The 17,191-nt window shown below is 70.9% G+C and carries 17 protein-coding genes; 8 read left to right on the forward strand and 9 right to left on the reverse strand.

Features of this window, described 5'->3' with window-relative positions; all coding sequences use genetic code 11:
• Positions 1 to 107: 107 nt before the first annotated feature.
• The 3 genes from ACZ4M5_RS07290 to ACZ4M5_RS07300 form a co-directional block, all read right to left on the reverse strand.
• Positions 108 to 887, reverse strand: coding sequence for an HAD-IIA family hydrolase (locus ACZ4M5_RS07290; RefSeq protein ID WP_398110075.1), 780 nt, complete (start codon positions 885 to 887; stop codon positions 108 to 110).
• A 92-nt stretch (positions 888 to 979) separates the two neighbouring features.
• On the reverse strand, positions 980 to 1,759 hold the full coding sequence (locus ACZ4M5_RS07295; protein WP_467733960.1) for an LPXTG cell wall anchor domain-containing protein: 780 nt from the start codon (positions 1,757 to 1,759) through the stop codon (positions 980 to 982).
• A gap of 146 nt (positions 1,760 to 1,905) precedes the next feature.
• Complete coding sequence (locus ACZ4M5_RS07300) at positions 1,906 to 2,991, reverse strand: ROK family transcriptional regulator (protein WP_467734276.1); 1,086 nt, start codon at positions 2,989 to 2,991, stop codon at positions 1,906 to 1,908.
• A 95-nt stretch (positions 2,992 to 3,086) separates the two neighbouring features.
• Here ACZ4M5_RS07300 and ACZ4M5_RS07305 point away from each other — a divergent pair, with 95 nt between their 5' ends.
• From ACZ4M5_RS07305 to ACZ4M5_RS07315, 3 genes are all read left to right on the forward strand, one after another.
• Positions 3,087 to 4,178, forward strand: a complete 1,092-nt coding sequence (locus tag ACZ4M5_RS07305; protein ID WP_467733962.1) for a Gfo/Idh/MocA family oxidoreductase — start codon at positions 3,087 to 3,089, stop codon at positions 4,176 to 4,178.
• Positions 4,175 to 4,693 (forward strand): heme-degrading domain-containing protein, encoded by a 519-nt coding sequence (locus ACZ4M5_RS07310; protein WP_467733964.1) that lies wholly within the window; start codon positions 4,175 to 4,177, stop codon positions 4,691 to 4,693. The genes ACZ4M5_RS07305 and ACZ4M5_RS07310 overlap by 4 nt, the downstream gene beginning before the upstream one ends.
• Before the next feature lie 95 nt (positions 4,694 to 4,788).
• Entirely contained in the window at positions 4,789 to 5,655 is an 867-nt protein-coding gene (locus ACZ4M5_RS07315; RefSeq protein WP_467733966.1) for an LLM class F420-dependent oxidoreductase, read from the forward strand.
• 98 nt (positions 5,656 to 5,753) lie between these two features.
• On the opposite strand, the gene ACZ4M5_RS07320 is transcribed toward ACZ4M5_RS07315, so the two are convergent.
• From ACZ4M5_RS07320 to ACZ4M5_RS07330, 3 genes are all read right to left on the reverse strand, one after another.
• Positions 5,754 to 6,611 carry a fumarylacetoacetate hydrolase family protein gene (locus ACZ4M5_RS07320; protein WP_467733968.1) on the reverse strand — a complete coding sequence of 286 codons (858 nt, stop codon included), beginning with the start codon at positions 6,609 to 6,611 and terminating at the stop codon, positions 5,754 to 5,756.
• A gap of 144 nt (positions 6,612 to 6,755) precedes the next feature.
• The gene (locus ACZ4M5_RS07325; RefSeq protein WP_467733970.1) at positions 6,756 to 7,466 is read right to left on the reverse strand and encodes a YidC/Oxa1 family membrane protein insertase; all 711 of its coding nucleotides are present in this window, start codon (positions 7,464 to 7,466) and stop codon (positions 6,756 to 6,758) included.
• Between the two features lie 86 nt (positions 7,467 to 7,552).
• Positions 7,553 to 7,864, reverse strand: coding sequence for a DUF6412 domain-containing protein (locus ACZ4M5_RS07330; protein WP_467733972.1), 312 nt, complete (start codon positions 7,862 to 7,864; stop codon positions 7,553 to 7,555).
• Between the two features lie 170 nt (positions 7,865 to 8,034).
• Here ACZ4M5_RS07330 and ACZ4M5_RS07335 point away from each other — a divergent pair, with 170 nt between their 5' ends.
• The 4 genes from ACZ4M5_RS07335 (at position 8,035) to ACZ4M5_RS07350 (ending at position 12,368) form a co-directional block, all read left to right on the forward strand.
• Entirely contained in the window at positions 8,035 to 9,051 is a 1,017-nt protein-coding gene (locus ACZ4M5_RS07335) for an SEC-C domain-containing protein (RefSeq protein ID WP_467733974.1), read from the forward strand.
• Between the two features lie 499 nt (positions 9,052 to 9,550).
• Complete coding sequence (locus ACZ4M5_RS07340; protein WP_467733976.1) at positions 9,551 to 9,952, forward strand: very short patch repair endonuclease; 402 nt, start codon at positions 9,551 to 9,553, stop codon at positions 9,950 to 9,952.
• Positions 9,949 to 10,944, forward strand: coding sequence for a DNA cytosine methyltransferase (locus ACZ4M5_RS07345; RefSeq protein ID WP_467733978.1), 996 nt, complete (start codon positions 9,949 to 9,951; stop codon positions 10,942 to 10,944). Before ACZ4M5_RS07340 ends, ACZ4M5_RS07345 begins: the two co-directional genes overlap by 4 nt.
• 11 nt (positions 10,945 to 10,955) lie before the next feature.
• Entirely contained in the window at positions 10,956 to 12,368 is a 1,413-nt protein-coding gene (locus ACZ4M5_RS07350) for a DNA cytosine methyltransferase (protein WP_467733980.1), read from the forward strand.
• On the opposite strand, the gene ACZ4M5_RS07355 is transcribed toward ACZ4M5_RS07350, so the two are convergent.
• The 3 genes from ACZ4M5_RS07355 to ACZ4M5_RS07365 are packed head-to-tail and all read right to left on the reverse strand — an operon-like array spanning position 12,343 to position 16,357.
• Positions 12,343 to 13,221 carry a DUF6339 family protein gene (locus ACZ4M5_RS07355; protein WP_467733982.1) on the reverse strand — a complete coding sequence of 293 codons (879 nt, stop codon included), beginning with the start codon at positions 13,219 to 13,221 and terminating at the stop codon, positions 12,343 to 12,345. The two genes, ACZ4M5_RS07350 and ACZ4M5_RS07355, sit on opposite strands and share 26 nt — an antisense overlap.
• Positions 13,218 to 14,213, reverse strand: coding sequence for a hypothetical protein (locus ACZ4M5_RS07360; protein ID WP_467733984.1), 996 nt, complete (start codon positions 14,211 to 14,213; stop codon positions 13,218 to 13,220). Before ACZ4M5_RS07360 ends, ACZ4M5_RS07355 begins: the two co-directional genes overlap by 4 nt.
• Before the next feature lie 2 nt (positions 14,214 to 14,215).
• A complete protein-coding gene (locus ACZ4M5_RS07365; RefSeq protein ID WP_467733986.1) occupies positions 14,216 to 16,357 on the reverse strand; it encodes a helix-turn-helix domain-containing protein in 2,142 nt (713 codons plus the stop codon).
• 526 nt (positions 16,358 to 16,883) lie between these two features.
• Between ACZ4M5_RS07365 and ACZ4M5_RS07370 the strand changes: the two genes are divergently transcribed.
• Complete coding sequence (locus ACZ4M5_RS07370) at positions 16,884 to 17,084, forward strand: hypothetical protein (RefSeq protein WP_467733988.1); 201 nt, start codon at positions 16,884 to 16,886, stop codon at positions 17,082 to 17,084.
• Positions 17,085 to 17,191: the final 107 nt, after the last annotated feature.

The following is a 17,191-nucleotide window of genomic DNA, read 5'->3' on the forward strand; positions in this document are numbered from 1 at the left end:
ACGCCTGGAGCCTCCCCCGCACGGTGGGCCGCCGCATCCGCAGGGACGCGGCGGCTGCTCCGTACGGGTGGTGACGGGTTTGGCCCGCGCGGGTGCCGGTGCCCGGGTCAGATCCGGTCGACGAGGTCGGCGATGGAGTCCACGACCTGCGACGGCCGGTACGGGAAGTCCTCGACCTGGTCGGGCCGCGTCAGGCCGGTGAGCACCAGGAACGTCTGCATCCCGGCCTCCATGCCGGCCAGCACGTCGGTGTCCATGCGGTCGCCGATCATGGCGCTGCTCTCGGAGTGCGCCCCGATGGCGTTCAGGCCGGTCCGCATCATCAGCGGGTTCGGCTTGCCCGCGAAGTACGGCTTCTTGCCGGTCGCCCGGGTGATCAGGGCGGCCACCGCGCCGGTCGCGGGCAGCGGGCCCTCGGTGGAGGGGCCGGTCTCGTCGGGGTTGGTGCAGATGAAGCGGGCACCGCCGTTGATGAGCCGGACCGCCTTCGTCATGGACTCGAAGGAGTAGGTGCGGGTCTCGCCGAGGACGACGTAGTCCGGCTCGTGGTCGGTGAGGATGTAGCCGATGTCGTGCAGCGCGGTGGTCAGCCCGGCCTCGCCGATGACGTACGCCGAGCCGCCCGGCCGCTGGTCGTCCAGGAACTGCGCGGTGGCCAGGGCCGAGGTCCAGATGCTCTCGACCGGCACCTCCAGGCCCATGCGCCGCAGCCGGGCGTGCAGGTCGCGCGGGGTGTACATGGAGTTGTTGGTGAGGACCAGGAAGGGCCTGCCGGACTCCCGCAGCTTCTTCAGGAAGGCGTCGGCGCCGGGGATCGGTACGCCCTCGTGGATGAGGACGCCGTCCATGTCGGTGAGCCACGACTGGATGGGCTTGCGGTCTGCCATGTGCGGGATCTCCTGCCGTACGCGGTCCAGCGTGCGATCCAGCCTAAACAGTGCCGGGATCTTGGGGAACGGCCCGGCCCCATGGACGCGGTCTAGCGGCGGCGGCGTGCGAGGAGCAGGGCGCCGCCCGCGGCGAGCAGCAGGGCCGACGCGGCGGCCGCGATCCGGACGCCGGACCCGGTGCTGGCGAGTTCCTCCGCGAACGGGAAGCGGTCCTCGCGGGGCGGGGCGGAGGAGTCGGGGCTCGGTTCGGGCTCGGCGTCGGGCCGGTTCCCGGTGCCGGGGTCGGTGTCGGTGTCGGTGCCGCCCTCCTCGATCCGGAAGCGGTAGTCGCCGGACTGCCCCACCCAGTCGCCGTCGTCGTCGTGGCGCTGGACGACCGCCGCGTTGACGGTGACGTCGTTCGGCACGGCGTCCGAGGTGAGCGCGAGCCGCACCTTCACGGTGACGGTCCCGCCGGGGCCGACGGTGAACCCGCGGAAGCCGCCCTCCTCGTCGGAGAACGCCCCCACGAGTTCGTCCTCGCCGGTCTGCTCGAACCGCACGGGGTGGGCCCGCGGGCCGTCGAAGAACTCCAGCCGCGGCTGGGAGGGTTCCAGGGCGCGCTTGTCGTCGACCAGCACCACGACGGGGTGGATGTCCTCGCACGTGCGGTCGGTCGTGTTGGTCAGGTCGACGTACCAGGTACCGAACCCGCCGCCGGCCGTGTACGTGCCGGGTCCGCCGTGGACGCGGGTGGTGAGCGGGAAGGTGTGGTCGTCGGGCGCGGCACAGGCGGGCGCCGGGTCGTCCGCGTACGCCGGGTGGGCACCAGGGAGCAGGACGGCCGCCGCCGTCGCGAGGCAGAGGTGTACGGGCGTGCAGGGTCGCATGATGACGTGACCTTGCCGCGCGGGGCCTCCGGTACATCAGCCGCGCCGGGAAGCCCCCCGAACGGCGGCGCACAACCGCCCGGTCGGCGGACACCGTCCTCGGCCCGCCCGCCCGGCACGACCCCGCCGGGCCCGCGCGGGCGCCCTCACCCGCCCCCGCGCCCGAACACCGGCCCCAGCACCAGGTGGGCCGCTCCGGCCGCCACGACGCGGTCGCCGCCCGGGGCGATCCGCACGGGCACCTCGTCCTGGCCGGTGCGCCGGGCCCGGGCCGTCAGGACCGCGCCGACGCCGCGGACGAACGCCTCCGGCGCCGCCGCCACCGTGCGCCCGCCCAGCAGGACCACGTCGATGTCGAGCAGGCTCACGAGGTTGCCCGCCGCGGTGCCCAGCACCCGGGCCGCCTCCGCCGGGTCGCCGCGCCCCACCGCGGCCAGGCACAGCGCCTCGACGCAGCCGCGCTGGCCGCAGGTGCACGGCGGGCCGTCCAGCCGGATCACCTGGTGGCCGAACTCCCCGGCCCCGGTCCGGGCGCCCCGGTGCACGGCGCCGCCGAGGACGAGCCCGGCGCCCAGGCCCGTACCGAGGTGCAGGTAGGCGAAGGAGCCGGCCTCTCCCGCGGCGGCCAGGCCGAGGGCCGCCGCGTTGGTGTCCTTGTCGACGACCACGGGCATCGCGAGCCGTTCCGCCAGGGCCTGCCGCAGCGGGAAGCCGTCCCACTCGGGGAACCCGGTCACCCGGTGCAGCACGCCCCGGGTGTGGTCGAGCGGCCCCGGCAGCGCGACGCCCGCGCCCAGCAGGGCGCCGCCGGACCCGTGCGCCGCCTCCCGCACCGCGCCCGTCACCGCCGCCAGCACGGACGCTGCTCCCGCGCCCAGGTCCAGCGCGGCCCGCCGCTCCGCGACCACGCTCCCGCGCAGGTCGACGAGCACGGCCCGCACCTCGTCCCGGTCCAGGTGGACGCCGACCGCGTGCCCGGCCTCGGGCACCAGCCGCAGGACCGTGCGCGGTTTGCCACCCGTCGAGGCGCGCCGCCCGGCCTCCGCCGCGAGCCCGTCCTGCCGCAGCCGGGCCGTGATCTTGCTGACCGCCTGGGGGGTGAGACCGGTCCGCTCGGCGAGTTCGAGCCGGCTGATCCCCTCCTCCCCCGCGGTGCGCAGCAGGTCCAGGACCAGGGCGGTGTTGTGGCTGCGCAGGGCCGGCAGGTTCACCCCACCGCCCGTGCCCCGCATGCCGCCCGCTCCGCCCGTCCTGTCGTCCGCCCTGTTCACGCCCCCATTGTCCCTGGCGCTTGCACTTTGGCAACAGCGTTGCGAAAGTGGACGGCATGACTGGCACACCCACCGGCACCGCTTCCGGCTCGCCGCTCCGCGTCGGCCTCGTCGGCTACGGCCTCGCCGGCTCCGTCTTCCACGCCCCGCTGATCGCCGCCACCGAGGGCCTCGTGCTCGACACGGTCGTCACCTCGAACCCGGAACGGCAGCAGCAGGCCCGCGCCGAGTTCCCGGACGTCCGCCTGGCCGCCTCACCGGACGAGCTGTTCCAGCGGGCCGGCGAGCTGGACCTGGTCGTGGTGGCGTCACCGAACAAGACCCATGTGCCGCTCGCGACGACCGCCCTGAAGGCCGGTCTGCCGGTCGTGGTCGACAAGCCCGTGGCGGGCAGCGCGGCCGAGGCACGCGCCCTGGCCACCCTGGCCGAGGAGCGCGGACTGCTCCTGTCGGTCTTCCAGAACCGCCGTTGGGACAACGACTTCCTCACCCTGCGCAAGCTCCTGGACGAGGGCGAGCTGGGCGACGTCCTGCGCTTCGAGTCCCGCTTCGAGCGCTGGCGGCCCAAGCCCAAGGGCGGCTGGCGGGAGTCCGGCGACCCCGCGGAGATCGGCGGCCTGCTCTACGACCTCGGCAGCCACGTCGTCGACCAGGCCCTGGCCCTGTTCGGCCCGGCGGCCTCGGTGTACGCGGAGACGGACGTCCGCCGCCCCGGCGCGGAGACCGACGACGACACGTTCATCGCCCTCACGCACACCGGCGGCGTCCGCTCCCACCTGTACGTCTCCGCGACGACCGCCCAGCTCGGCCCGCGCTTCCGCGTCCTGGGCTCCACCGCCGGGTACGTCAAGTACGGCCTGGACCCCCAGGAGGCCGCCCTGCGCGAGGGCCGGCGCCCCGGGCCCGGCTGGGGCGTGGAGCCCGAGTCGCTGTGGGGCCGGGTGGGCTCCGGCGAGTCCCCGGTGACCGGCGGCGGCCGCCCCGAGCCGACCCTCCCGGGCGACTACCCCGCCTACTACGCCGCCGTGGCGAAGGCCCTGCTGGAGGGCGCCCCCAACCCGGTGACGGCGCGCGAGGCGGCCGCCGCCCTGGACGTGCTGGAAGCCGCCCGCCGTTCGGCGCGCGAGAAGGTGACGGTGACCCTGTGACCGCCAGGAACAACCCGCACGGCCAGGAGCTCGGGCCGAGGTTCCACCCGGAGCTGACCCCGAGCCTGGAGGAACTGGAGAAGCAGGAACGCCGCCTGGTGTTCCGCCGGTTCACCCACGACGACGCCTGGGCGCTCGGCTCGCTGCTGGTCGAGATGGCCCGGGAACGGCAGGCCCCGGTCGCCGTGGACATCCACCGGGCCGGACAGCAGCTCTTCCACGCCGCGCTGCCCGGCTCGACCCCGGACAACGACGCCTGGATCGCCCGCAAGCGCCGGGTGGTCGAGCGGTACGGCTCCGCCTCCTACCTGGTCGGCGCCCGCTTCCGCGCCAAGGGCACGACCTTCGAGGAGTCCTCCCGCCTCGACCCGGACACCTACGCGGCCCACGGCGGCTCCTTCCCGATCACCGTCGAGGACGTGGGCGTGATCGGGGCGGTGACGGTGTCCGGCCTGCCGCAGCTCGAGGACCACCGGCTCGTGGTGGAGGCGCTGGAGCGGTTCCTCGACCTCTAGGGGTCGTCCGCCCAGTCCGGCGGAATCAACCCCGGCTCCCTCCGGTTGGCACCTGCCGTACGCAGGACCTGGCGCCCACCGGAGGGAACGGACAGATGAGCACGCCCGTCAAGGAAGCGGTCGGCCGGTACGGCGTCTGGAGCGTGGGCCTGCGCTCGGAGGACCCGCAGCGGCGCGGGGAACTCACCGAGGCCGCCGCCGAACTGGAGGAACTCGGCTTCGGCGCGCTCTGGCTGGGCGGCAACTCCTCCGCGGCCAACGCCGCCCCGCTCCTCGAGGCGACCTCCCGGGTCGTCGTCGGCACCAGCATCCAGAGCATCTGGCAGCACGAACCGGCCGCCGCCGCCCGGGCCTTCGCGGACCTGGAGTCCGCGCACCCCGGCCGGTTCCTGCTCGGCCTCGGCGTCAGCCACGCCCAGCGGGTGGAGCAGTACGCCCGCCCCTACACGGCCCTGGTCGCTCACCTCGACGCACTGGACGCCGCCGGGATGCCGGCGGACCGGCGCCTCCTGGCCGCGCTCGGCCCCAGGTCGCTGCGCCTGGCCCGCGACCGGGCGGCGGGCTCGATCCCGTACCTGGTCACTCCCGAACACACCGCGCACGCCCGGGAGATCCTGGGCGACGGTCCGCTGCTCGCCCCGGAGCTGGGCGTGATCCCGGAGCGGGACCCGGACCGCGCCCGCGCGCTGGCGCGCGCGTTTCTGGAGCTCTACCTGCCGCTGCCGAACTACACCGACAACTTCCTGCGGCACGGCTTCACCGAGGACGACCTGCGCGACGGTGGCAGCGACCGTCTGGTGGACGCCCTGTTCGCCTGGGGAGACGCCACGGCGATCCGCACGAGGATCGACGCCTTCTTCGAGGCGGGCGCGGACCACGTGGCCCTCCAGGTCCTGACCGGCGAGCCCCGCGACGCCCTGCCGAGGAAGGCGTGGCGGCACCTGGCTTCGACACTGGCGTGAGCGGAGCGCCCTGAGGGGCGCGGGGAACTGCGCGACCAGCCACCGACTGCCCGCAGCCGGAAAACGGACCGGAGTTCCCCGCTCCTCCCGGCGAAGCCCTACGCGTCCTTGACCTCCTGCCGCTGCCGTCCGAGCCCCTCGACCTCCAGCTCCACGACGTCCCCGGCCCGCAGGTAGGGCTTCGGCTCGGGCTGCCCCATGGCCACGCCCGCCGGGGTCCCGGTGTTGATGACGTCTCCCGGGTAGAGGGTCATGAACCGGCTGACGTACCGCACGACCTCCCCGACCGGGAAGATCTGCTCGGCGGTCGTCCCGTCCTGTTTCAGCTCCCCGTTGACCCACAGTCTCAGCGACAGCGCCTGCGGATCGGGCACCTCGTCCGCGGTCACCAGCCAGGGCCCCAGGGGATTGAACGTCTCGCAGTTCTTGCCCTTGTCCCAGGTGCCGCCCCGCTCGATCTGGAACTCCCGCTCGGACACGTCGTGCGCCACCGCGTATCCGGCGACATGCGCCAGCCCTTCCGCCGCCGACTCCAGATACCTGGCCGTACGCCCGATGACGACGGCCAGTTCGACCTCCCAGTCGGTCTTGCGGGAGCCCCGGGGCACGAGCACGGTGTCGTCGGGGCCGATGACCGTGTCCGGTGCCTTCATGAACACGACGGGCTCGGCGGGCGGTTCGGCCCCGGTCTCGCGGGCGTGGTCGTGGTAGTTCAGCCCGATGCACACGATCTTGCCGATCCGCCCCAGCGGCGGCCCGATCCGCAGCCCGGCCGCATCCAGGGCGGGCAGCGTGCCGGCGTCGGCGGCCGCCCGGACCCGGGCGAGCGCCTCCTCGTCGGCGAGCAGCGCGCCGTCGACGTCCGGGACGACACCCGACAGGTCCCGCAGGATCCCGTCGGTGTCGAGCAGCGCGGGCCGCTCCGCCCCGGCCGTACCGACTCGCAGCAGCTTCATGATCAGTCTCCCTCGATCGCGGGCGCCCGTCCGACGCGCGCGACCCGGATGCGGCGGGGAGCCATCGGCAGGGCTGGTCGATCCTCCAAGGTCGGGGTGCAGTCCGCAATACCCCGTTCACGTACTGGACCCCGCCCCGGTGGGTCAGCGGTACAGCGCGGCCCGCTCCATGACACTCCACGTCGTGCTGGTGACGACGTACAGCGCGGCGGCCAGCGGCACCACGGCCACGGTGACCAGCGTGAAGAACGACATGAACGGCATGACCCTGGCCACCGCCCCCGCCCCGGGCACCTGTTCGGCGTCCCCGGAGGGCAGCACCGGGTGGGCGGCCATCATGCGCTTGCTGAGCCGGTAGCTGAACACGGCGACGCACGCCACCACGGCGAACAGCCCCGCGTACACCAGCCCCGCCCCGCCGAACAGCCCGCCCTGGAGCGCATCGGCCCACCGCCCGCCGAGCGGCGCGGCGAGCAGCCGGTGACCGAGCAGCCCGTTGGCCTCGCCGCCGATCGTGTCGCTGGAGAACAGGTGGTAGAGCAGGAAGAAGGCGGGGACCTGCAACAGCCCGGGCAGGCAGCCGGCCAGCGGCGACACCTTCTCCTCGGCGTGCAGGTCGAGCACGGCCCGCCGCAGCTTCTCGGGATCCCCGGCGTGCCTCCCGCGCAGCTCGGCGATCCGCGGCTGCAGCGCCGTCCGCGCCTTCTGGCCCCGCGCGGCGGCCCGGGACAGGGGATGGACGAGGAGCCGTACGAGCGCGGTGAACAGGACGATCGCGGCGGCGGCCGCGGAGGCGCCGAACAGCGGCTGGAGCAGGTCGGCGAGCTGCTCGACCAGGTGAGCGAAGACGGACATGGGTGAGCCCTCCGGGGGTCTCGTCGTGCCGGAATCAGGACAGGCGGCATGACGACCCGCGCGGGGTCACCTACACGGAGACACCCCTACGCGACGGTCGCCCGGAGGGCGTGACCGGGAGCCCGGGGCCGGGTGCGTCCCCGGGCGTCGGGATCGCGCTGGGGCAGGAAGGCCGTACGGCGGTCGCGGTCGCGGATGGCCGTGCGCACCCGGGTGCGCGGCACGGCGGGCGCGCAGCGCGAGGCGACGACGGAGCAGACGGCGAGGGCGGCCGAGGCGGCGGCGGTCGCGGCGAGGGCGACGGTGGCGAAGAGGCTGCCGGTGTCGAGCAGCAGCACCGAGGCGACGAGGAGGAACAGCGCGAGGACGGGACGCAGTGCGGACCTGGTGCGGTTCACCGACTGCCCCTCCTCTCGTACGCGCGTATCCCTGCTGACGTTATACAGGATCGCCCTCCCGGCCGGACCGGTGCGGAGCGCGGGTGCACGGCCGGGAGCCGTCCGTCCGCCATCGGGTCCGGCCTGCGCATCTCTCACGCTTGTCACCTCCCGGCAGTACGGTGTCCCCCATGCGCCCCGACACGCCTGCCGAAAACGTCGACCACACCGCCGAGGCGGCACGCCTGGAGCGGACCGCCGGCCTGTACCCCGAAGACGCCGAGGCCCTGCTGCTGCGGGCGGCGGCCCATCTCGAACTGTCCGGCGACCGCCCCAGCGCCACCAAGCTCTACGACCGCCTCCTGGCCTCCCCCGGCGGCCTGGACGACCCGCACCTGGTCCGCGCCCTCAAGGCCTCCAACCTCTGGGAGTACGGCCACGAGGCCGAGGCCCGGGCGATCATCGAGGGCGTCCGCGCCTCGGCGCCCCAGGACCCGGCCCCCTGGGTCATCGTCGCGGAGGCCCTGGAGAACCACGACGAGCTGGAAGCAGCGCACGAGACCTTCACGGAGGCGGTGCGCCACCTTCTGACGGACGTGGCGCACCCCGCGCAGCCGACCCACCCGCTGCTCTTCGGCCGCCACCGGGTCCGCCGCATGCTGGGCCGCTCCCACGACGAGTGGGACGCCCTGGCGGACTCGGTGCACTCCCTGCCGGTCTCCCTGGACGAACTGCACGACCCCAAGCGCGTCTGGTCCCTCGGCTCGGAGAACCCGGCGGAACTGGAGGCGGAGATCCTCCGCCTGCGAGCGGAACTGGGCGCGTACCGCGCGGCGCTGTCCCGCCCGTTCCCGGTGGCGATCCTGCACTGGCCGGCGCCGGAACTGACGGAACTCCTGGAGGCGTACCCGGCGTTGGCCGAGGAGTACCCGTCCCAGGAGGAGCACCTGGCCTCGATAGAGCGCGCCCTGCGCGAACTGTCCGCCTCCGGCACCCCGAACCTGGGCATCGTCACGGGCACGGTCCCCTCCTACGAGGCCTTCGCGGCCTCGGAGGGCAGCTCCCCGACGGACCCGACGCTCCTTCCCCAGTACGCGACGACCTTGGCGGCACGGGGGCGGGCGGTGGCTTGGCCACCGCAGCAGGGGGCGGGGTGCTGGTGTGGGTCGGGCGAGGCGTACGCCCGCTGCCACGGCAACACCGCCTGAGATCCCACTGCCCTCGTCCAGGCGGACCACCGGCAGGTCACCGCTGAGCCGACCCGGCGTGCGCGGAAACGCTGACGCGCCCGTCACGCCGGGCACCTGCGCAGCACACTGCGGCGCTCCCCACCGTGGCCCCCGCTTCCCCGGGCCGCCCGCTCGCCTCTCTCCCGTGCTGGAGCGGCCCGGGTCAAGGGTGGCCCGCAGGGCCATCGGCGCAGCCGACGCGGAACGCAGCGCAGCGGAGTGAAGCGCCCTTGAGGCGGGGCGCGGAAGCGCGACACTGGGCATGGATGCGGGCGGCCCGACAGCCGAGGACGATCAGCTTGCGGTGAAGGCCCTTCGGATGTCAGCGGCTACTGCTAGAACTGATCGCATCGCCAAGAGTGATCGGGGGCGGATCAGCCGGCGACCGAAAGCAGCGATCATCGACCGTGACGACATGCATGCGTGAGGCTCGACAGTGAACAGCATGACGCCTTCGTCTCCCGGCATCTCGGCCCGCATGAGCAGACAGGCGAGCAAGGACACCGCTGTCGAGTTGGCCGTGCGGAGGCTGCTGCACGCTGCCGGCCTGCGTTACCGCGTGGAATACCCGGTGCCAGGTCTGCCGCGACGCCGTATCGACGTGGCGTTCCCGCGAGCGAAGGTGGCCGTCCTCATCGACGGGTGCTTCTGGCACGGCTGCCCTCAGCACGCCACCCACCCGAAGGCCAACGCGGACTGGTGGCGGACCAAGCTCGAACGGAACATGGCCCGGGACAAGGAGACGACGGAGCATCTGATCGCAGCAGGGTGGGCTGTGCTGCGGTTCTGGGAGCACGAGGCCCCCGAGGATGTGGCGGTACGAGTCGCAGCAGCGGTGCACGAACGTCGGTCGGTACTGAACAGGGGGAAAGAAGAGTGAGCGGCCTCACTTTCGTGGATGTGTGCTCCGGGGCGGGCGGGCTTGCCCTCGGTCTTGAGCGGGCGGGGTTCGAACCGCGTCTCCTGTTGGACGACGACGATTCCTCCGTCGCGACTCTGCGGGCCAACCGGCCACAGTGGAACGTGCTGCACACCAATCTGCTGGACTTCGACCCGGCCGAGCACCCGGTGAGCCACGACGTGGACCTCCTGGCGGCGGGCCTGCCGCGGGTGAAGTCGAGTGCGACCGTCGGACGGGCCGATTCGGACATGGAGGAGCGGCTGTTGGAAGCCGCCGTCTATCTCGTCCATGCGATCAGGCCTCGGGCAGTGCTCATCGAGAACGTCCCCGGCCTCGCCCACGCGGACGAGTACCAGCCGTTCCGCGACTTCGCCCGGGCTGAACTCGCCCACTTAGGGTATGAATTCAGCTGGTTCGTCATGAATGCTGTCGATTTCGGGGTGCCGCAGAGTCGTAAGCAGGGCGTGCTGGTCGCCGTGGAGCGGAACCGCGCCCAGGCGTTCCGACCGCCGACGCCCACCGTGCTGGAGCCGACGACGGTCGGCGCCGCCCTCGGCCCGTCCATGGCCGCTCGCGGCTGGCAGGACGCCATCCGCTGGGCCGCACAGGCCGACCAGCCGGCTCCCACACTGGTCGGAGGGTCGAAGAACCGGGGCGGTGCCGACCTGGGCCCGACCGGAGCCAAGAACAAGTGGGCGACCATGGGCGTCAACGCGCACTCGCTGGGTGACACGGTTCCCGGCCCGGAGTTCGTCTGGAACCCCGAACTCGGCAGGGACAACATGGTGAAGATCACGGTCGAACAGGCGGCCCTGCTGCAGGCGTTTCCCGAGTGGTGGCAAATCACCGGGCTCAAGACCGCCCGCTACCGCCAGATCGGACATGCCACCCCGCCGCCCGTCGCAGAGGCCTTGGGACGGGCCTTCGCGGAAGCACTCGACGGCGAGCCGGCAGTCCCCTCGGCCGGCTAGACTTCCGCCACATGACCAGCACGGCGCCACACCAGTCCGTCCTCGACAAGCCATTTGTCCTGGATCTCTTCGCGGGTCCTGGAGGGCTGGACGTCGCCGGGCACGCACTCGACATCCCGAGCCTCGGCATCGAGTGGGACAGGAGCGCGTGCCTGACGAGATACGCGGCGGGGCTGGACACCCTCCACGCGGACGTGAGCGCGGTACGCAGGGATGCCTTCGAGTCGCTCCCGCCGGAGGTCAACGTGCTCGCCGGTGGCCCCCCGTGCCAGACGTACTCGGTGGCCGGCAAGGGCGCCGGTCGTAAGGCCTTGGAAGAGGTCAAGGAATACATCGAGCGCCTGATGGCCGGGCACTCCGACGAAGCGATCGACAAGAGCTTGAAGAAGCTCAGCGATCCGCGCACCGCGATGGTCCTGGAGCCCCTCAGGTACGCAATCCAGGCCACCAGGAGCCCCAACAGGCAGAAGCGCCCCTACGACGTCATCGTCCTGGAACAGGTCCCCGCCGTCGAGGCGCTCTGGAACCACTACGCCAAGGTGTTGGAGCAGACCGGCCTCCCCGACGGCACCAAGTACAAGGTCGTCGTCGACGTCCTCGACACCGAGACCTACGGGGTACCGCAGACACGATCCCGGGCAGTGCTGATCGCTCGTCGCGAAGGACTCGGTCAGCCGTCGCTTCCCGCGCCGACGCACCGCGCGTACGAGGCGAAGGAATGGAATCGCAGGGCCGAACTGTCGGCGAGCGGAATCCACCAACCCACACTCGACGACAAGGACACCGACGAAGAGGCCGAGAAGTCCCGGGCAACCGACGACAGTGCCCTGAGGCCTTGGAAGTCGATGGGGGAGGTGCTCGCCCGTCCGGTGGGCACGCACCCGGGTCGGCGCACTCCCTTCCTGGTCCGCTCGAACTACGGCAGCTCCGGTGTTCCGGGGCGGCGCGGGGTGCGGACCGATCTGCAGCCCGCCGCCACCGTGACCGGTCGCATCTCCCGCTTCGTGGTCTTCGAGCACCTGGACGAGCAGGTCGTGCGCGAGGGCGCGCGATTCAGCATGAACGAGGCGGGCATGCTGCAGAGTTTCCCGCCGGACTATCCCTGGTCCGGTACGGCACAGGCCCAGCAGGTGGGCAACGCCGTGCCGCCCGTGTTCGGCGCCCACCTGCTGAGCGCCGCGCTCGGTCTTCCCGTTCCGAACCCGGATGTCCTCAGAAAGCCGTGGGTACCGGCCACGGAGGAACAGCGGGCCAAGCTGCGCAGCCACGGCTGCGGAGCCGCGGACACCTGTACCGCCAGGTGCCCGCGTCCCGAAGATCAGGCTCCGGCCCGCTCCGCCGCACATCCCCGGACCGATACGTCGAAGAAGCAGTCGGCGGAGCCGGAAGCGCGACGGGTCAGTCGACGCCCTTCCTACCCCTGACCGGCGCTGTCTCGAACAGCTCCGTGAAGTACTTGGTGAGCGCGGCCACAGAGTCCTCCGGAACGGGGTCCTCGTCGGGCCCCTCCGGGAGGTTGTGCCGCCCCACCGGCAGCGCCGATCCCGCCTCGGCGATCCAGTCCCGTAGACGAGTCGGGTCCTTGGGCGCGTCCGGGGCCAGGACGTCGTAGATCAGCGTCGCTCCTGCCGCGTTGATCGCGACACTGAGTCCGTTGACCTCTCGCCCGCCGGTGACTTGTCCGTTCTGCAGGAGACGGACCAGGGCCTGAGCGGTGGGGCGGTGATCGACCAGGCCGCCCCTCAGAACTGTGTGGATGAGGTCCTGGTTCCCGCAGGCGACCTCGACGGGCGCGTAGTCCGGCCCGTTCCGAAAGAGCTCGGCCGCCCACCAAAGACGGGAGAAGCACTGGCGGTCCGCGGGACCCCGGAAGCGCTCCGGGGCGATTCGCCTCTCCGGCCTTTTCGCTGTCGGCTCCGACAAGTGACGCCAGGCGACGTAGTCGGGAGCCACCGCCAGGGCGATGTGGTTCCACAGCCTCTTGTCCGCCGCCTCCCGCCGTGTCAGGCGCAACGTGGCGTGAAGCCGCGGAGCGAGCCACGCGTCAGCTCTGGTCCGGTCCTCCCGGAACTCGAACATGGCGTCTTCCACCAGGCTTCGGATCGGCTCGACCGACCATCTGGCGTCGTCGTCGGGAAGCGACTCGACGACCTTGGCGAGATCGATACCGCCGTGCACCTGTTCGCCTTTGAGCAACTCCTCGGTGAGGAACGGATCGACGGCCGAGGCGGAGAGCAGCCCGAGCCGCTCCGGTACGTGGTTCGGTTGCTTGATCACGTCTCGCTCTCCCGGTTCATCTGTTCCAGACTGCGGATGGCGTAGGCGAGCGCCTTGCCGGCATCGGCACGACGGGCCGCCGCGTAATGGATACGGGTCTGCAGCTCCACCCAGCCCGAGTCGCCCGTTCGCCTGCGATGGACCTGTCGTAGGGCCTCTTCGACGTGCACGCCGGGGACGACGTCCGGGAGCATCTCCCGCAGTACCTCGCCCTGCCAGTCGTCCGGGAAGACCGGTCCACCACCCGCTTCCACCTCCAGCTCGCCGATGGCACCGTGGAAGACCGCAGTCCAGACATCGGTGGCCATCTGAGCGACGAGGAGGTCACGCACCTTGCCCTCCACGCCGGAGCCGCTGCTGCCCAACAGCGCGATGATCCCGTCCACGTCGGTGTTCACGAACACCGTCGGGACTCTGGCGGAGACGTCCACGATCCAGGGCACGTCGGCATAGGGGTGCAGCCACTCCCTGGAACTCTTGCTGAACGAGGCTTTCTGTACATCCAGTTGGAGGCCACGTACCGGCTCGTCGGAGACCGTGTCGACGAGCCAGCTCCGATCGGTCTCGGCGATCGACCGGCCCTCCACTCCGTCAACCGTCCCGACGGCGTGCACGGCCAGGGAGGCGCGACCCAGGTGATCGTCACGCAGCACCTCCAGCGAACCCGACCAGTCCCGACCGTCCTCGGAGTCACGAGTGAGAGCGGTGGAGGTGCGCACATTCGTCTCGCCGTCCGTCAACACGGCGAGAACGCACAGGTCCGACCACGCAGCGTCCGGCGCGTTCGCACCTGGTGGCAGTGTCGCCGAGAGACCGATTGTGGCACTCACCCAGTCGGTGTGACCCGCGATGCCCAGCGCCACGGCTTGTTGCTGGGTCGAGTAAGCAGTGGTCTCCAACTGGTCCCTGGTGCCGTCGGAGAGCTTGAGGGAGACCGAGGTCACCCTGAGTGTGACCGGTCGGTTGAGTCGCTTGTACGGGTAGATCTTCACCGTCACTCCCCCTTGCCGGCACGGAGTTCCACCACGAGGCGGGTGAGTGTGGTCCTGACGGGGTGGCTGGTGACGTCGGTGGAACCGCGGAATTTCGCGCGACGCACGCCTGGTGTGAAGCGCAAGGTTCCGTTCTCCACCTCACATCCCTCGACGGCCGCGAGTTCCGCCCAGTCCAGCTTCGGGCGGCCGCCGGAGCGTACGTCCATCTGGGCGACCGGAACCATCGGCACGATTTCGTCGCCACGCGGAATGCTCACTTCCGCTGTGATCTGCCACTCTCCACCGTCGCCGATGGCCGCGTCGAGCCCGTCCAGGACCGGGACCACGGGCCCGGAGGGCGCCTTGGCCTTGGGCCTCGACTTCACGGTCAATGCCTTGCGCAGCGCCTCACCACCCTCGCGGCTGCCGCGCTTGGGCCGTGCGACGAGTTCCCTCACCGCTGTGTTGACCTCGGTGGTCAACGCGTTGATCCGTCTGTACGCGGAGGGTGACCAGCGCAGGGTCAACTCCTCCGTCTGTCCCCAGCGGTCGTGCTCGGGCGGTTCCGCCGCCCGCAGGAACTCCTCCGCCTCCTTGGCGAAGGGGGCCGATTCTCCGGCAGCCTCCCCCATCAGAAGTACGGCCTGGAAAGGGTTGGTCCCGATCGGCAGGTTCGGAACACCCGCCCTTTTCACGGTCATGCGGTTGCCACGCAGCGAGTGCACCTGGTTCTTGGGGGTGTCCTTGTCGTTGTCGGCGTCCGTCACCAACAGGACGGCCTGGTGCGTGCCGAGGGACCCGTGCGCTCCTCCGGAGAGCGGCAGCTTCAGCGGCACGCTCCGCGCGGCCACCTGCCCGGCCTCGGTGAGCCGATCCACGGTGGTTCCCTCGTAGTGCGCCCGCAACGCACGGGTTCGAGACGGTTGCTCGGCAGACGGGTCCACCTGCTCCTCCGCCACGACGACATCACCGTTGCGCAGGGTACGGACCGACACCTCCAGGAGCGGAAGCTTGTTGCCTCCTCCGGTCATCGCCGCCCAGAAGTCACGTCCCAGCGCCGTGACCAGACGACGGTGCATCTTGCGGATGTCGCGAGTGTCCCCGCCGTCCTCGTCCAGGTTCTCTTCGTCGGCGTCGGACGAATCGTCCTCGAGGCTGGCCACGTCGTGCGCGCCGACGATGAGGAAGGACGTACCGGGTTCGTCGCTGTCCCGGGTCAGGTGCAGACGAGCCACGGTCTCCTCGTCCGCCCACCAGGAGCGGGCGACCATGGCGCCGGGCGAGTCGGGATCCGGGCGCCCGAACCAGGCGGGTCCCGCGTAGGGCTCACCATCGACCTCACGCCACGGCAGTTCGAGACGGCCGATGACCCGTCGCTCGGTACGCCCTTCGTGGGGCTCGGACAGAGTGGAGTTGATGAGTACGAGGCCGAGCGCGCTGGTGGCCCACAACGTGGCCTTGCCCAGGCCGTACGAACCGCCCGCGCCATGACCGGACTTGAGACTCTCCAACTGGCGCCTGACCACGGCCGCGAACTTGCCGTCCGCGTAGTCGTCTCCGATCAGCCCCGAAGCGTTGTAGTCGTCGACCCGGAGCAGGACCAAGCGGCCCTTCTCGTACATGTCACGGACTCCGGCGTCCACGACCCGGCCGACCTTCTGGTTCCCGGCGATCTCCGAGACGGCGGAATAGTGCGGGAAGAGGTCGTTCCAGAGAATCGCCTCGCGGAAGGCCTCCAGTGCCTCACCGGTCAGCTCGTGCAGGGTGTAACGGACGCGGACCGGGCGACCGTTCTCCGTCTGTCGCTCGTCGAGGCTGTTCTGGCAGGTCTCGCGTGCGAGCACCTGAACGTCGGCATCGAACGCGAAGGCCGCGGCATTGCCCAGGTCACGGCCACCGTCGGGATAGCCGGGTCGGTGGTACCAGGTGACCGGCAGGCCGGCTTGGGTGTCGGTGGTGCGGGTGTGCACTGTGCCGAGGTCCGTGCCGAGCGCCTTGGCGATGTCCGACATGACCGTCGGGCGCGGAGTCGATCTGCCGGTGATCCATGCGGAGACGGCAGCTCTTGTCAGCTTCAACTCCTCGGCCAGTTCGGCCTGTGTCTTGCCCGCGAGTTTGAGCTGCCGAGCCAGCCATGGCCCGAACTCCTCACTTGTCTCCACGCGCCACCTGCTCTTCCTCGAGTGTCCCAAGGAGAGGCTAATTTGACGAGACGGAGCTCGTCAACCAAAAGTTAACTACCCTGGATCACCTCAGGGTCATCAGATCAATGCCCGAACTGTCCGAATATGCGCACATTGCCCGGGTGCGCCTGCCCCAAAGAACGGAACGACCAACTCCCTTTAAGGGAACGGAAGTTCGGGGTTGCACATTCGAGTGACCCCCGATAACTTCGGCGACGGTGGAGAATCCACCTCGCTCGAAGGACTGAAACGGGGTTTCGGGCGGCCGTGGAACCCGTATGCCAAGAACCAGCGTCATAAGGGGATCGAAAGCCTCCACAGAGGGGCCATCCCCTCGCCCGGAAGCAGTTCTTCAAAAGTGCTGGCGAGGGGAAACGTTCAACCGCTAGCGTCATTCTCGGGGGAGAAGCCATCCCTCGAGATGCAACTCGTTCCACGGGGACGTGTACCCAAATACACCCCTGTAGGACCATCAGGACACGACCTATCAGGGGTGTAGCACTCAATGGACGAGCAGGATTGTGGCGACTTCCTGGTTTCGAGCCGGGAATTAGCCTCGTTCGAGGCGACGATCAAGACGGCAAGAAGCAAGGTCGAGGTGGCGAGAGTTCTCCAGACGCACGACCTGTCCGAGGACGACTTCACCCGCAGCTTCCCTTACCTGGCCAAGGTGGTTCGAGACCTGCCGGACATCGACGCTCCATAGGCCTGACCACAGCACACCGTATGAATCACGGGCCGGCCACTTCGTCGAATCCGGAAGCCGGCCCGTCATTCACGATCCAGCCCGGCCATCGCTACCTCAGGAGCGCA

This window comes from Streptomyces sp. NPDC026246, from assembly GCF_055567995.1.

Bases quoted from the DNA above. Each gene is read 5' to 3' on its own strand.
- ACZ4M5_RS07290 (WP_398110075.1), bottom strand. From the start codon at position 887: ATGGCAGACCGCAAGCCCATCCAGTCGTGGCTCACCGACATGGACGGC.
- ACZ4M5_RS07295 (WP_467733960.1), bottom strand. From the start codon at position 1,759: ATGCGACCCTGCACGCCCGTACACCTCTGCCTCGCGACGGCGGCGGCC.
- ACZ4M5_RS07300 (WP_467734276.1), bottom strand. From the start codon at position 2,991: ATGCGGGGCACGGGCGGTGGGGTGAACCTGCCGGCCCTGCGCAGCCAC.
- ACZ4M5_RS07305 (WP_467733962.1), top strand. From the start codon at position 3,087: ATGACTGGCACACCCACCGGCACCGCTTCCGGCTCGCCGCTCCGCGTC.
- ACZ4M5_RS07315 (WP_467733966.1), top strand. From the start codon at position 4,789: ATGAGCACGCCCGTCAAGGAAGCGGTCGGCCGGTACGGCGTCTGGAGC.
- ACZ4M5_RS07320 (WP_467733968.1), bottom strand. From the start codon at position 6,611: ATGAAGCTGCTGCGAGTCGGTACGGCCGGGGCGGAGCGGCCCGCGCTG.
- ACZ4M5_RS07325 (WP_467733970.1), bottom strand. From the start codon at position 7,466: ATGTCCGTCTTCGCTCACCTGGTCGAGCAGCTCGCCGACCTGCTCCAG.
- ACZ4M5_RS07335 (WP_467733974.1), top strand. From the start codon at position 8,035: ATGCGCCCCGACACGCCTGCCGAAAACGTCGACCACACCGCCGAGGCG.
- ACZ4M5_RS07340 (WP_467733976.1), top strand. From the start codon at position 9,551: ATGAGCAGACAGGCGAGCAAGGACACCGCTGTCGAGTTGGCCGTGCGG.
- ACZ4M5_RS07350 (WP_467733980.1), top strand. From the start codon at position 10,956: ATGACCAGCACGGCGCCACACCAGTCCGTCCTCGACAAGCCATTTGTC.
- ACZ4M5_RS07370 (WP_467733988.1), top strand. From the start codon at position 16,884: ATGGACGAGCAGGATTGTGGCGACTTCCTGGTTTCGAGCCGGGAATTA.